Source organism: Blastococcus sp. TBT05-19, from assembly GCF_003319095.1.
GTDB lineage: Bacteria > Actinomycetota > Actinomycetes > Mycobacteriales > Geodermatophilaceae > Blastococcus.
Genome location: NZ_QOHI01000006.1, coordinates 1 through 12,963, shown reverse-complemented (window position 1 = coordinate 12,963; position 12,963 = coordinate 1). Strand labels below are relative to the sequence as shown.

Below are 12,963 nucleotides of genomic sequence, written 5' to 3'. Positions count from 1 at the left end.
GCACGACGGGCCGCCTCCCGGAGGAGGCGGCCCGTCGTGGTGGGGCTGTCAGGCCAGGTAGTCGCGGAGGGCGTCGGCGCGCTGCGGGTCGCGCAGCTTGGCCATCGTCTCGCGCTCGATCTGGCGGACCCGCTCGCGGGACAGACCGAACTGCTTGCCGATCTGCTCCAGGGTGCGGGGCTGAGCGCCGTCCAGCCCGAAGCGCAGGATGACGACGTCGCGCTCCCGCTCCTCGAGCGTGTCCAGCACGTGCCGGACGTCGCCCTTCATCATCTGGAAGGCGACCGCGTCCTCGGCGACCGCGGCGTCGGCGTCCTCGATGAAGTCACCCAGCCGGGACTCCTCGTCGGTGCCGACGGTCTGGTCCAGGCTCACCAGGTCGCGGCTGTACTCGAGGAGCTCGGTGATCCGGGCCTCGGGCATGTCCAGCTCGAGACCGAGCTCCTCGGCGGTGGGCTCCCGCTCGAGCTCCTGGTGCATGCGCCGGCGGGTGCGCACGACCTTGTTGACCTGCTCGGCCAGGTGGACGGGCAGCCGGATCGTCCGGCCGGAGTCCGCCATGGCGCGGGTGATGGCCTGGCGGATCCACCAGGTCGCGTAGGTCGAGAACTTGAAGCCCTTGGTGTAGTCGAACTTCTCGACCGCACGGATCAGGCCGACGTTCCCCTCCTGGATGAGGTCCAGGAACGTCATGCCGTGCCCGGTGTAGCGCTTGGCGACCGAGACGACGAGCCGCAGGTTGGCCTCCAGCAGGTGGGCCTTGGCGGCCTTGCCGTCGGTGGCCAGGATCTTGTAGTCGCGCTTGCGGGCGGCGGTGAGGTCCTTCTTCTCGCCCAGCAGCCGCTCGGCGTACAGACCGGCCTCGATTCGCTTGGCCAGCTCCACCTCCTGCTCGGCGGTGAGCAGCGCGGTCTTGCCGATGGTGTTCAGGTAGACGCGCACGAGGTCGGTGGAGACCAGACCGCTCGCGTCGGGCTCGCGGCGCGGGGAGCGCACGTCGAGCGTGTCGGTGGGGGAAGACTGCAGCAGCGTCACGATGGGTCTTCGTCCTTGCCTTGGATTCGGATGCATCCGCCGGGCATCGGTGGGCGACGGAAGGTCATCCAGGCGTTCGGCGGGGGATCGGCATCGGGGTCGCCGGCCGGTCCCGCCCTTCTCTGTCCGGTGTGGTACGCCCTGCACAACGGCCGCCGGGGTGCCTGGTGTTCCAGGAACCCGCCCTTCACAGGAAACCGGCAGGGAGTGTCTTCGGTCACCGTCCGGTACCCGGCCGTGACGAGTCCCAGACATGTGATTCGGACCGACGCGTCCGCCGAGGTCAGACCTCCAGGAGCAGGGTCATCGGGCCCTCGTTGACCGACGCGACGCGCATGCTGGCCCCGAACCGTCCGGTCGCGACGACGGCTCCGCGCCGGCGCAGCTCGGCCACGACCTCGTCGACCAGCGGCTCGGCCAGCTCGCCGGGGGCGGCGTCCTGCCACGACGGGCGCCGGCCCTTGCGGGTGTCGGCGTAGAGGGTGAACTGGCTGACCACCAGCACCGGCAGGCCCAGGTCGGCGGCCGACACCTGACCCTCCTCACCGGGGAAGATCCGCAGCTCGTGGATCTTCCGCGCCAGGGCGTGCGCTGCGGCGACGTCGTCGTGCCGGCCCACTCCGACCAGTGACAGCAACCCGGCGCCGATGTCGCCGACGACCTCGTCGTCGACGGTTACAGCGGCTGTACTGACTCGGCTCACGACGGCTCGCACCTGCGCATCCTCCAGCATCCACCCGGTGCGGCAGGATCTGCGGCATGCCGAACCTGACCATCGCCCAGGACCCGGCAGCCGACGAGCTGCTCAGCCGTGACCCGCTCGCGCTGCTGATCGGGATGCTGCTGGACCAGCAGTTCCCCATGGAGCGCGCCTTCGGTGCCCCGCGGCTGCTGGCCGACCGGCTCGGCGTGGACACGCTGTCGGCCGAGCGGATCGCGGCGATGGACCCCGAGGAGCTGGTGCGCGTCTTCCAGGGGCCGCCGGCGCTGCACCGCTACCCCGGGTCCATGGCCGGCCGCGCCCAGGAGGTCTGCCGCGCGCTCGTCGAGCAGTACGGCGGCGAGGTGACCGGCCTGTGGGCCGACGGGCCGACCGGTGCAGCGCTGCTGAAGCGGCTCAACGCGCTGCCCGGCTTCGGGACGCAGAAGTCGAAGATCTTCCTGGCGCTGCTCGGCAAGCAGTACGGGGTCACGCCGCCGGGCTGGCGCGAGGCCGCCGGCGACTACGGCACCGACGGCTCGCGACGCTCGGTCGCCGACATCACCGGCCCGCAGTCGCTGGTCGAGGTCCGGGCCTTCAAGCAGGAGCAGAAGCAGGCCGCGAAGGCGGCCCGCCAGGACCCGGCCGGCTGATCCGGCCGGCCCGCCGCCCGTCGCCGATCCGGTGGCACCATGGGAACGGTCCGGGAGCGCCTCCGAGCGACCCGGCCGGCAGAGGGAAGGTGCCCGTGGCCTCGAGCCAGCAGTCCCCGCGGTCACGCAGGTCGGAGCCGGTGCTCATCACCGGTGCCGCGCCGAGCATGGCCGACCAGCACGCGGCCCGGAAGCGGCGCTACGCGCTCACGATGCTCACCCGCACCATCGCCCTGATCCTGGCCGCCGTCTTCTACAAGGTCGTCTGGCTGATGATCATCTTCGTGATCCTGGGGACGGTCCTGCCGTGGGTCGCCGTGATGATGGCCAACGACCGGCCGCCGAAGAAGAAGACGGACGTGCGCAGCTACACGCCGCCGCCGGACCGGATGCTGGAGAACCCCGCGCGCTCGACGCGGATCATCGACGTCTGACCCGAGGTCTCGCCCCGGTGGCCGGCTCGTTGCTGCCATCATGGTCGGCATGAGCAGCAGCGACATCCTCGAGCGCCCGGACGTCCGCGACGCCGACACCGGCAACGCCGACGAGGTCTTCCACTACGTGCGGAAGAACAAGATCGCCGAGAGCGCCGTGATGGGCACGATGGTCGAGGCGCTGTGCGGCGAGGTCTTCCCGGTGACCAAGAGCCCGAAGCCCGGCAGCCCGGTGTGCCCGGCCTGCAAGGAGATCTACAACCAGCTCAAGAAGTAGGCGGCGTCACCGCAGGCCGAGCCGGCGCGCCTCCTCCTCGAGCTTGGCGGCGCGCCGCGCCCGCCGCCGGCGGTCGTGCCGGCTCAGCGGGGCCGGCCACCGCGCCTGGATGGTCGTGTTGAGCTCGGCGCCGAGCAGCACGGCCATGCCGAAGAAGAAGCAGAACAGCAGGGCGCCGATCGGAGCCGCGAGCGCGCCGTAGGGCAGCGCCGTGGTCAGGATGTCGCCGATGTAGGCGCGCAGCAGCGTGGCCGCCACCAGGAAGAAGCCGAGGGCGAGCAGCGCGCCGGGCAGGTGCCGGCGCCACGGCAGCCGGTGCGGCAGCACCACGTGGAAGAAGCTGGTCAGCGCCAGCAGCAGCCCGATCAGGACCACCGGCCAGTAGACGGCGTCGATGAGCATCCCGGTGGTCGCGCGCCAGTCCGGCGGTGCCAGCGAGACGAGCACCTCGCGGCCGAGCACCAGGAGCGGCAGCGTCAGCACCGCCATGACCATGCCGACGACGAACAGCCAGAGCGCCTTCAGCCGGGTCCGGATGGGCCCGCGCACGTCCCGCTGGTCGTAGGCGATGACGATCGTGTTCATGAACGTGGCGGTGGCCGAGGACCCCGCCCACAGGGACAGCAGGAAGCCGAGGCTGACCACGTCGAGGCGGCCGGAGCCGAGGATGTCGGCGAGGGTCGGCGCGACCAGGGAGTCGACCACGCCCGGGGTCAGCGCCTCCGCCGAGGCGGCCAGCAGGCGGTCCTCGATCTGGCGGACGGCCTCCCCGCCGATGACGTCGCCCAGGTAGCCCAGCGATCCGAGCAGCCCGATGAGCAGCGGCGGGATCGACAGGATCTGCCAGAACGCGGCCTCGGCCGACAGCCCGAGGATGCGGTCCTGCCACGCCTTGGCGACGGCCCGGCCGAGCACCTGCAGCGGGACGCGCAGGACCGCCGGCCAGCGCCGCATCCGGGACGGCGCCGGGAGCTCGGCGCGCGTGGCGCCGGAAGCCGCGAGGTCGTCGCCGGCCCGTGCGGGGTCCGTCCCGGCCGGTGCGGCCGGGCCGCTGGGCAGGACGGCGCTCACGACGACAGTGTGCACGTCGCGACGGCCGGGGCCGTCGCGCCGCTTCCCGACGCCGGCGGGCGCCGGGCGCGCGGGACCCGGTCAGGCGCCTCCGGAACGGCCGGGACGGCGACCGCCGGTGGACGACGGAGCCGCCGGCGGGGTGCCCTCGGGCGCGGGCGCCGTCGGGGCCGGGGGCGCGACGCACCGCAGCACCGCCTCGGCGGCGTACCGGGTGCGGAACTCCTCGCGCCTGATCTCCGAGCCGCTGCCCAGGTCGCGGAAGACCCGGGTGACGGTCACGTCGAAACCGCGCACGCCCGACTGCGGGATGCAGTTGTCACCCGCGGGCTTCTCGAGCACCGCCGGCTCCCGGAAGTTGGTCCGCGGGCCCTCGATGGCCTGGATCTCGTAGCGCTTGGTGCCGTAGAAGGTGACGGTGAGCGAGCCCGGCGTCCAGGCGGTGTCGACGTAGATGCCGGTGTCGGTGTCGTTGCGCCACTGCAGGTCGATCAGGCCCTCGTAGACCGTCGCCTCGCGGCCGGCGGGGTAGCGATCGATGTAGAAGCTGTGCGGCTTGTGGTAGACGTCCTCGAGGCCGGCGAAGAAGACCGCGTTGAACATCGTGGTGGCGAACTGGCTCACGCCGCCGCCCACGGCCTTGGACAGCTGACCGCCGCTGATGACCGTGGCCTCGACGTAGCCCTGCGCGGTCCCGCGCGGGCCGGTGTAGTCGTTCAGGCTGAAGGTCTCGCCCGGCAGGATCAGCGCGCCGTCCACCTCGGCCGCGGCCACCCGGATGTTGGTGCCGCTGACCGGGTTGCTGATGCGGGTCGTGAAGGTGCTGACCTGCTCCTTGATGCCCAGCGCCTGGGCCTCCTCGGTCGTCAGGTCGGCCGGGATCGGTCCCAGCTCGGCGGTGACCGTGCGCGGCGCGTCCGCGGTGAGCACGCCCAGCAGCTGCTCGGAGAGGTTCGCCGGGTCGATGCCGGTGCCCTCGACCGAGGGGATGACCGACACCGCCCCGCCGGAGACCTCGAAGCCCGCGTCCTTCGCCGGCGTGCCGAAGCGGCCGAGCTCGTCGCCGAGCGCACCCTGCAGCTTCGCCGGGTCGACGTCGACCGACAGCGTCCCGTCCTCGCCGGGGGTGAAGACGAGGGAGGCGGCGATCGCGGTCACCGGGACCTCCGCGGAGACGGCGCCGTCCTGGCTGACGATGCCCACCGGGGCCGACAGCGCGGGGGTGACCGTCTCGTCGAGCACCCGCTGCGCCTCGGCCTCGTCGACGGACACCTGCTCGACGTCGACGGGGAGCTCGATCGGGGTGGCGGGGTCCTGGCCGGCGGCGAGGGCGTCGAGGATCGCGTCGGCGGCGCCGTCACGGTCCAGGGTGCGCCCGTCCAGGGGCGGCACGACCGACGCCGTGGTGCCCTCGATCGCGATCGTCGCGTTCGCAGGCGCGCGGTCCACCTGCTCGCCCAGGGTGTCCATCTGGGCGGCCAGGGCGGTGTCCTCACCGGTGAGCACGGCGTCCACCGGCCGCTCGGTGAAGAAGCTGGTCAGCCGGGTCCAGGGGTTGAGGGGCTGGTCGTCCGCGGCGTCCACGGTCGCGTCGACGTCCAGCGCGATGCCTGCGGTCACCGGCGCGAAGGGGACCTCGACGTCGTCCGCGCGCACCTGGTGCTCGGCGGAGACGCGTTCGGCCAGCCGCTGCTCCAGCGTGGCCGCGGCCGAGGCGGGGGAGAGGCCGCCGATCTCGATCCCGGCCACCACCGTGGAGCGAGGGATGTCACCGGAGGAGATCGCCAGGTCGACGCCGTAGACCGCTGCCAGGACGGCCACCGCGCCCGCGGGCACCAGCACGGCCCTCCGGCGCCACCAGGGGCCGCGGGGACCCGTGGGCGCCTCCTGGGCGGGCGGAGGGACGTCGGCGGGGGAGGAGGTGCCCTCGCCGAGGGGTGGGACGACGGCGGTCCGGCCGGTGGCGTCGTCGTCGACCAGGTCGATCCGCTGGGTCTCGCCGTTCTGGAACTGCGCGGCGGCGGACGGCGCGGGGTCGGCCGCGGGAGCGGTCTCCACCGGCTCGGTCGGCGCGACCCCGGACACCGCCCGCTCGGGCGATGCCGGCGCGGGGGCTGCGGGCTCGGGGGCTGCGGGCTCGGGCGCTGCCTTCTCGGGCGCACCGCTCTGCCAGTCCCGGCTGACCGGGCGGGTGTCGTCGGGCTCCTCACCGAAGCCCTGCGCGGGCACCGACGGCGCCGAGCGCTGGCCGCCGCCGTCGGCTGGCATGCGGACGGTCTCGTCCGACGCCGGGTACTGCTGTGACATGGGGGCTTCCTCCGGTCGCCGCGTGCCGGGGGTCCCCGGAGACGACGGAGCCGCCGGCCCGACGCCCGCACGAGGCGGGGAGTCGGACGCGGCGGCGTCGTCAGGTGAGGCGGTCATCGCGGTCGCGACGATATCGCCTCTCTCACGCGGTCACGCGCTGCTCGCCCTCTGTGTCGATGATGTCGACGGCGATGTCGCGGAGCTTGCTCTCGTACTCCCGGGCGTGGTGCCCGCAGAACACGAGGTCGCTACCGCTGGCGAGCACGACACGGACCTTGGCCAGGGCGCCACAACGGTCGCAGTGGAAGGGCACGACCAGGTCGTCGGCGGCGGGGGTCGTCGTCAGCGTCTGGGTCATCTGGTCATCACTCGCTCTCTAACCGCACGGACCCGCGGCTGCGGATCGGCCTCCTGCACAGCGCCAGGATGACCCCTCGTGTTCCCGTTCCGGATGTGAAGGCCGCGGACTCGCCGAAAGAGATGAGTCCGTGACCGACGGTGCACCGCGGTCGGGTCCAGCAGGGGACGTCCTGGAGTCTTACGGGTGGTGCACGTACTGGTCGTCGTCGGAGCCCCGGGTGGGAGACCGGAACGACCGTCGGTCCTCTGCTGTCCTTGCCTCTCCCACGCTACGCCGTCTACCCGACAGGTGTCGGCCTACACCGCTCGTCACCCAACCGACACCATGTGCTGCCCCGTAAGGGGGACGTTCGTGAAAGCACCACGGCCAGGCGCGTCCCCCGGACGTGAGCGCCGCGTTCGTCCCGAGCGGGCCCCGGAGGGGTCCGCGCAGGGGCGAAGCAGCGGCTCAGCGCACGTGGGGGACGGCACCTGGCCGCGGTGACGTCCGGAGGACGTCAGTCGAGATAGTCCCGCAGGACCTGCGAGCGGCTGGGGTGCCGCAGCTTCGACATCGTCTTCGACTCGATCTGGCGGATCCGCTCGCGCGTCACGCCGTAGACCTGGCCGATCTCGTCGAGGGTGCGCGGCTGGCCGTCGGTGAGGCCGAACCGCAGCCGGACGACGCCGGCCTCCCGCTCGGAGAGGGTCTGCAGCACGCTGGTCAGCTGGTCCTGCATGAGGGTGAAGCTGACCGCGTCGACCGCCACGACGGCCTCCGAGTCCTCGATGAAGTCACCGAGCTGGCTGTCGCCCTCGTCGCCGATGGTCTGGTCGAGGCTGATGGGCTCCCGGGCGTACTGCTGGATCTCCAGCACCTTGTCCGGGGTGATGTCCATCTCCTTGGCCAGCTCCTCCGGGGTGGGCTCGCGGCCCAGGTCCTGGAGCAGCTCGCGCTGTATGCGGCCGAGCTTGTTGATGACCTCGACCATGTGCACCGGGATGCGGATGGTGCGGGCCTGGTCGGCCATGGCGCGGGTGATGGCCTGGCGGATCCACCACGTCGCGTAGGTCGAGAACTTGTAGCCCTTGGTGTAGTCGAACTTCTCGACCGCGCGGATCAGACCGAGGTTGCCCTCCTGGATCAGGTCCAGGAACGCCATGCCGCGGCCGGTGTAGCGCTTGGCCAGGGAGACGACGAGACGCAGGTTGGCCTCGAGCAGGTGGTTCTTGGCGCGCTCGCCGTCGCGGACGATCCAGTTGAGGTCGCGGCGCATCTGCGGCGACAGCTTCTGGTTCTCCTCCTCGACCTGGCGCAGGCGCTCGGAGCCGTAGAGACCGGCCTCGATCCGCTTGGCGAGGTCGACCTCCTCCTCGGCGTTGAGGAGCGCGACCTTGCCGATCTGCTTGAGGTAGGCGCGGACGGAGTCGGCCGAGGCGGTGAGCTCGGCGTCCTTGCGCGCCTGGCGCAGCGCCTCGGACTCCTCCTCCTCGTCCCACTCGAAGTCGCCGGAGGCGGCCTCCTCGGCGGCGGGCGCCTCGGCCTCGGGGCCGTCGGTACCCGCGACGACCGTCTCGTCCAGCTTGAGGCCCTCGGTGCCGGCGGCCACGACGGCGACGGTGGCACCGTCGGACGCGACGGCGGTGAGGACGGTGCCCTCGCCAGCGCTCGCGGACGGGGTGATCGCCGGCTTGGTGCGGCTCTTGGCGGCGGCGGTCTTGGCCGGGGCCTTCTTCCGAGCGGAAGCCGGCTCGGCGGCCGCCTTCTTGGCACGGGTACCGGTGGCGGCCGTCCTGGCGCGCGGGCTGGTGCTCGCGGCGGCTGCTTCCGGTGCTGGCTGGTCGGCGGGCACTCAGGTTCCTTCCCGTACTGGGTTCGTTCCCCGGGGGACCGTGTGGTCCGCGGGCAGCGGCTCCGGCCAGCGCCCCGGGCGGGGGAGGACCCGGCAGACCCGTGCGGCGTTTGGCCGCGAAGGGTGCAGGGGATCCCTCCCGGCTGGAAGGGCGACGGGCTGGGGCTTCACCATTGTAACGGCGTTTCCTGCCGAAACCATCGCCCCGGATCCAGGACCCTCGCTCCGACGGGGCGGGCCGGTCTGCCCCGCCCGGGTGAGGGGGGCTTGCTCAGGGGGCCAGTCGTTCCACGGCGGCCAGGGCGGCGCCCACGATCCCGGCGTCGTTCTGCAGCTCGGCCGGCACGACCGGCGTGCGCGTGCTCAGCAGGGGCACCCACTTGTGCGCCTTCCTGCTCACCCCGCCGCCCACGATGATCAGGTCGGGCCACAGGCCGGCCTCGAGCACGTCGAGGTAGCGGTCGACCCGCAGCGCCCACTCCGGGTAGCCGAGCTCCTCGCGCTCGCGAGCGGCGGCCGAGGCCCGCCGCTCGCCGTCCTCGCCGTCGACCTGGATGTGCCCGAACTCGGTGTTGGGCACCAGGCGCCCGTCGACGAACAGGGCGCTGCCGATGCCCGTCCCGAACGTGAGCATCAGCACCACGCCGCCACGGCCCCGGCCGGCGCCGTAGCGCATCTCGGCCAGGCCGGCGGCGTCGGCGTCGTTCAGCGTCTGCACCGAGCCGGCGATGCGCGCCTCCAGACCGGCGTCCACGTCGGTGCCGATCCAGCTCTTGTCGACGTTGGCGGCCGTGTGCGCCACGCCGGCCTTCATGACGCCGGGGAACGTGACGCCCACCTGACCGTCCCAGCCGAAGGACTCGACGATGGTGGCGACCACCCCGTAGACCGACTCCGGCAGCGAGGGCTGCGGCGTCTCGATCCGCACGCGCTCGCCGATCAGCCGTCCCTCGTCCAGGTCGACCAGGCACCCCTTGATGCCGCTGCCGCCGATGTCCACTCCGAAGCCCTGCACGCGGACACAGTAGTAGAAGGACCCCCTCGCCCCCCGCCGCTCGCAGGCGCTTAGCGGGCCCCTGCGAGGGGGCCGGTCGCTGAGGCACGATCGCCGTCATGACTTCGGAACCGGCGCCGTCCGAGCTGCTCGCGCTGGCCGTGTCGGCGGCCCGCGAGGCGGCCGCGCTCGTCGCCCGCGGGCGGGACGGCGCGGGTGAGCACGTCGGCACCAAGTCCAGCCCGGTCGACGTCGTCACGGCGGTCGACGCCGCCAGCGAGGAGCTGCTCGTCGGGCGGCTGCTGACCGCCCGCCCGGACGACGGCGTCCTGGGGGAGGAGGGCGCTGCGCGCGAGGGCACCAGCGGCGTCCGGTGGATCGTCGACCCCATCGACGGCACCGTGAACTTCCTGTACGACGTCCCGGCCTACGGCGTCTCGGTCGCCGCGGAGGTGCACGGCGTCGTCCGGGCGGGTGCGGTCCTCAACGTCGCCACCGGCGAGCTCTTCACCGCCGCGGCGGGGGAGGGGGCGTGGCTGTCCGCCCCGGGCCGCCCGCCGCGGCAGCTCCGCCCCGGGCGGCCGCCGTCGCTGGAGCAGACCCTCGTCGCGACCGGGTTCGGCTACCGGGTCGAGCAGCGTCGGGCCCAGGGTCTGGTCGTCGCCGAGCTGCTGCCGCGGGTGCGCGACATCCGGCGGTTCGGCAGCGCGGCCCTGGACCTCTGCGCGGTCGCCGCTAATCGGGTCGACGCCTACTTCGAGCTGGACCTCAACCCCTGGGACTTCGCCGCCGGAGCGCTCGTCGCCGCCGAGGCGGGTGCCGTGGTGACCGGGCTCCGGGAGGCGCCGGTGGGGGAGCCGATGGTGGTCGCCGTCGCGCCGTCGGTGGCCGGGGCGTTCCAGGACCTGGTGTCCGAGCTGCACCCGTGACCCGGGCGCGACCGGTCAGCAGCCGATCGGGGCGTCGGCGCCTTCCTCGATCGCGGCCGTGACCTCCTCGGGGGTGGCCAGCGCGGTGAAGTCCGGACCGAGCACCAGGTCGACCTCGGCCGTGGCGCGGGTGTCCTGGTGCTCGTTCACACCGGGCAGGTACGCCTCCATGAACCGGGCCTGGTCACGACCGCGGGAGCCGAACCGGACCTCGCCCACGCCCTCGACCTCCCGCTCGCTCCGGTCGTTGGCGACCTCGCCGACCGTGAACCCACGGGCGGCCAGGTCCTCCGACACGGTCTGGGCCAGGCCCGGCTCGTCGGTGGCGTTGTAGACGCGCACCGACACGGTTCCGGGGTCCAGCGCGGGCGGCGCCTCCTCCGCGCTCGCGCAGGCGGCGGCCTCCTCCGCCTGACGGGCGCGGTCCTGGCGGACGACGGTCCACCACACGGCGCCCGCAGCGACGGCCAGCACCAGCAGGAAGATCAGCGGCGGAAGCGGCCGGCGACCGCTCCGGGGGCGCACCGAGGGACGGGCGGCGGTGCGCTCGGTCACTGCGATCTCCTCGACGAGGTCCCGCGGGACGGTTGACGCCAGGAGCTTAGGGGCGCGGCGCGCTCCTAGATCGCACCGTCCTCCAGAGCGGCGCGTCCCAGCTCGACGCAGGGGCCGATCCGCTCGGCGTACCCGCTGGTGTCCTTGCCGGCCATCGCCCCGGCGGCCGAGCGGGCCAGGATCCCGGCGATGATGGCGGCGAACTTGAAGAAGGCGAACCCCACGTACCAGTTGAGGTCCGACAGGTCCGTGCCGGTGCGCGCCGCGTAGCGCTCGGCGACCTCGAGCCGGGTCGGGAAGCCGGGCAGCGTCGTCACCGGGCTGAGCGTCGAGGGACGGTGCTCCCCGGCCTCGGGCCAGTAGACGAACATCATCCCGATGTCGGTGAGCGGATCGCCCAGCGTCGACATCTCCCAGTCCAGGACGGCGCGGATGCGGCCGGGCTCGGACGGGTCGAGCAGGCAGTTGTCCAGGCGGTAGTCGCCGTGGGTGATCCCCGCCCGCGCGTTCGCGGGCACCGTGGCCGCCAGCCGGGCGGCCAGCGCGTCCAGGTCGGGGCGGTCGCGGTCGCGGGTGGCCTCCCACTGGGTGGTCCACCGGCGCACCTGGCGGGCCGCGAACCCCTCGGGCCGGCCGAAGTCGGCCAGGCCCACCGCGGCGGGGTCGACGGAGTGCAGGTCGGCCAGGGTGTCCACCAGGGCCTCACCGATGGCGCGGCGCTGCTCGGGGGCATCGGCGTACCCGGCCGGGAACTCGCTGACGACGTGGATCCCGACGACCCGCTCCATCACGTAGAACGGCGCACCGAGCACCGCGGGGTCGGTGCAGAGGTGCAGCGTGCGCGGCACCGGCACGGGTGTCGGGCCCAGCGCGGAGATCACCCGGTGCTCGCGGGCCATGTCGTGCGCGGTGGCCAGCACGGCCCCCGTCGGCGGGCGCCGGAGGATCACCGCGTCGTCCGCGTCGCCGTCGGCCGGGGTGACCACGTAGGTGAGGTTGGACATCCCCGCCGCGATCAGCTCGACGGTGACCGAACGCCATTTCTCGTGCCCCAGCGCCGAGGCCAGGTAAGGGCCCACGACGGCTGGATCGGCACCCGGGGAAGTCGCCACGGCGGCAGGGTAACCTCTGCGGCTCCGCCGCCCGCCCGACCGTTCGCGGGCCCCAGGTGTCACCTCTCCGGAGTCGGGCACAAACCGGGCCCCGTCGGCGTTGGGGGGCCTGCCGGTCCTCTGCGAGGAGGAGCGGCGGTGGAGAGAGCCCCAGCAGCGGGCCCGCCACACGAACCACTGGTCGCCCACCGGCGACCGGACCGACGACAGCGCCGCATCCGGCGCCGCGTCAGACGAACGGGCACGATGCCCGAGAAACCCGGAGGAGGGGCACACCCCATGGCCACCGACTACGACGCCCCGCGCCGCAACGAGACCGACGAGCTCGGCGAGGACTCGCTGGAGGAGCTCAAGGCGCGGCGCGCTGAGGCGCAGTCCTCCTCGGTCGACGTCGACGAGACCGACTTCAACGAGAACCTCGAGCTCCCCGGCGCCGACCTGTCCGGCGAGGAGCTCACCGTCCGCGTCCTGCCGAAGCAGGAGGACGAGTTCACCTGCTCGCGCTGCTTCCTCGTGCAGCACCGCAGCCGCCTGACCTCCACCAAGGGCAACCAGCACTTCTGCCGCGACTGCGCCTAGAAGGACCCCCGTGCCCCCCACCGCTCGCACGCTCGCGGCGGGGCCCTGCACGGGGGCCGTTCCGAGAAGGACCCCCGTGCCCCCCACCGCTCGCACGCTCGCGGCGGGGCCCTGCACGGGGGCCG

General features: G+C 73.2%; 14 protein-coding genes. 5 read left to right on the top strand and 9 right to left on the bottom strand.

What is annotated here, in order from left to right:
- Positions 1-48: 48 nt before the first annotated feature.
- Together sigB and dtd are read right to left on the bottom strand one after the other, a co-directional pair.
- On the bottom strand, positions 49-1,035 hold the full coding sequence (gene sigB, locus DQ244_RS15700) for an RNA polymerase sigma factor SigB (RefSeq protein WP_113812449.1): 987 nt from the start codon (positions 1,033-1,035) through the stop codon (positions 49-51).
- A 283-nt stretch (positions 1,036-1,318) separates the two neighbouring features.
- Positions 1,319-1,738: a D-aminoacyl-tRNA deacylase gene (gene dtd, locus DQ244_RS15695; RefSeq protein WP_369832123.1), complete on the bottom strand. Its 420-nt coding sequence runs from the start codon at positions 1,736-1,738 to the stop codon at positions 1,319-1,321.
- Between the two features lie 56 nt (positions 1,739-1,794).
- On the opposite strand from dtd, the gene DQ244_RS15690 reads away from it, so the two are divergent.
- From DQ244_RS15690 to DQ244_RS15680, 3 genes are all read left to right on the top strand, one after another.
- The gene (locus DQ244_RS15690) at positions 1,795-2,388 is read left to right on the top strand and encodes an HhH-GPD-type base excision DNA repair protein (RefSeq protein ID WP_113812447.1); all 594 of its coding nucleotides are present in this window, start codon (positions 1,795-1,797) and stop codon (positions 2,386-2,388) included.
- A 95-nt stretch (positions 2,389-2,483) separates the two neighbouring features.
- Complete coding sequence (locus DQ244_RS15685) at positions 2,484-2,822, top strand: DUF3099 domain-containing protein (RefSeq protein WP_113812446.1); 339 nt, start codon at positions 2,484-2,486, stop codon at positions 2,820-2,822.
- A gap of 49 nt (positions 2,823-2,871) precedes the next feature.
- Positions 2,872-3,099 carry a DUF3039 domain-containing protein gene (locus DQ244_RS15680; RefSeq protein WP_113812664.1) on the top strand — a complete coding sequence of 76 codons (228 nt, stop codon included), beginning with the start codon at positions 2,872-2,874 and terminating at the stop codon, positions 3,097-3,099.
- A gap of 6 nt (positions 3,100-3,105) precedes the next feature.
- On the opposite strand, the gene DQ244_RS15675 is transcribed toward DQ244_RS15680, so the two are convergent.
- The 5 genes from DQ244_RS15675 to ppgK form a co-directional block, all read right to left on the bottom strand.
- A complete protein-coding gene (locus tag DQ244_RS15675; protein ID WP_233491616.1) occupies positions 3,106-4,170 on the bottom strand; it encodes a YihY/virulence factor BrkB family protein in 1,065 nt (354 codons plus the stop codon).
- 81 nt (positions 4,171-4,251) lie between these two features.
- The gene (locus DQ244_RS15670; RefSeq protein ID WP_113812445.1) at positions 4,252-6,477 is read right to left on the bottom strand and encodes a VanW family protein; all 2,226 of its coding nucleotides are present in this window, start codon (positions 6,475-6,477) and stop codon (positions 4,252-4,254) included.
- Positions 6,478-6,619: 142 nt separating this feature from the next.
- Positions 6,620-6,835, bottom strand: coding sequence for a hypothetical protein (locus DQ244_RS15665; RefSeq protein ID WP_113812444.1), 216 nt, complete (start codon positions 6,833-6,835; stop codon positions 6,620-6,622).
- 499 nt (positions 6,836-7,334) lie between these two features.
- A complete protein-coding gene (locus DQ244_RS15660; RefSeq protein WP_113812443.1) occupies positions 7,335-8,669 on the bottom strand; it encodes an RNA polymerase sigma factor in 1,335 nt (444 codons plus the stop codon).
- Between the two features lie 271 nt (positions 8,670-8,940).
- Positions 8,941-9,684: a polyphosphate--glucose phosphotransferase gene (ppgK, locus tag DQ244_RS15655; protein ID WP_113812442.1), complete on the bottom strand. Its 744-nt coding sequence runs from the start codon at positions 9,682-9,684 to the stop codon at positions 8,941-8,943.
- 98 nt (positions 9,685-9,782) lie between these two features.
- Here ppgK and DQ244_RS15650 point away from each other — a divergent pair, with 98 nt between their 5' ends.
- Positions 9,783-10,592 carry an inositol monophosphatase family protein gene (locus tag DQ244_RS15650; RefSeq protein WP_113812441.1) on the top strand — a complete coding sequence of 270 codons (810 nt, stop codon included), beginning with the start codon at positions 9,783-9,785 and terminating at the stop codon, positions 10,590-10,592.
- 15 nt (positions 10,593-10,607) lie between these two features.
- Here DQ244_RS15650 and DQ244_RS15645 read toward each other — a convergent pair whose 3' ends face one another.
- Positions 10,608-11,147, bottom strand: a complete 540-nt coding sequence (locus tag DQ244_RS15645; protein ID WP_113812440.1) for a LytR C-terminal domain-containing protein — start codon at positions 11,145-11,147, stop codon at positions 10,608-10,610.
- 65 nt (positions 11,148-11,212) lie between these two features.
- Positions 11,213-12,259, bottom strand: a complete 1,047-nt coding sequence (locus tag DQ244_RS15640; RefSeq protein ID WP_113812439.1) for a phosphotransferase family protein — start codon at positions 12,257-12,259, stop codon at positions 11,213-11,215.
- Positions 12,260-12,538: 279 nt separating this feature from the next.
- On the opposite strand from DQ244_RS15640, the gene DQ244_RS15635 reads away from it, so the two are divergent.
- Positions 12,539-12,838 (top strand): DUF4193 domain-containing protein, encoded by a 300-nt coding sequence (locus DQ244_RS15635; protein WP_113812438.1) that lies wholly within the window; start codon positions 12,539-12,541, stop codon positions 12,836-12,838.
- The last annotated feature ends 125 nt before the right edge of the window (positions 12,839-12,963 follow it).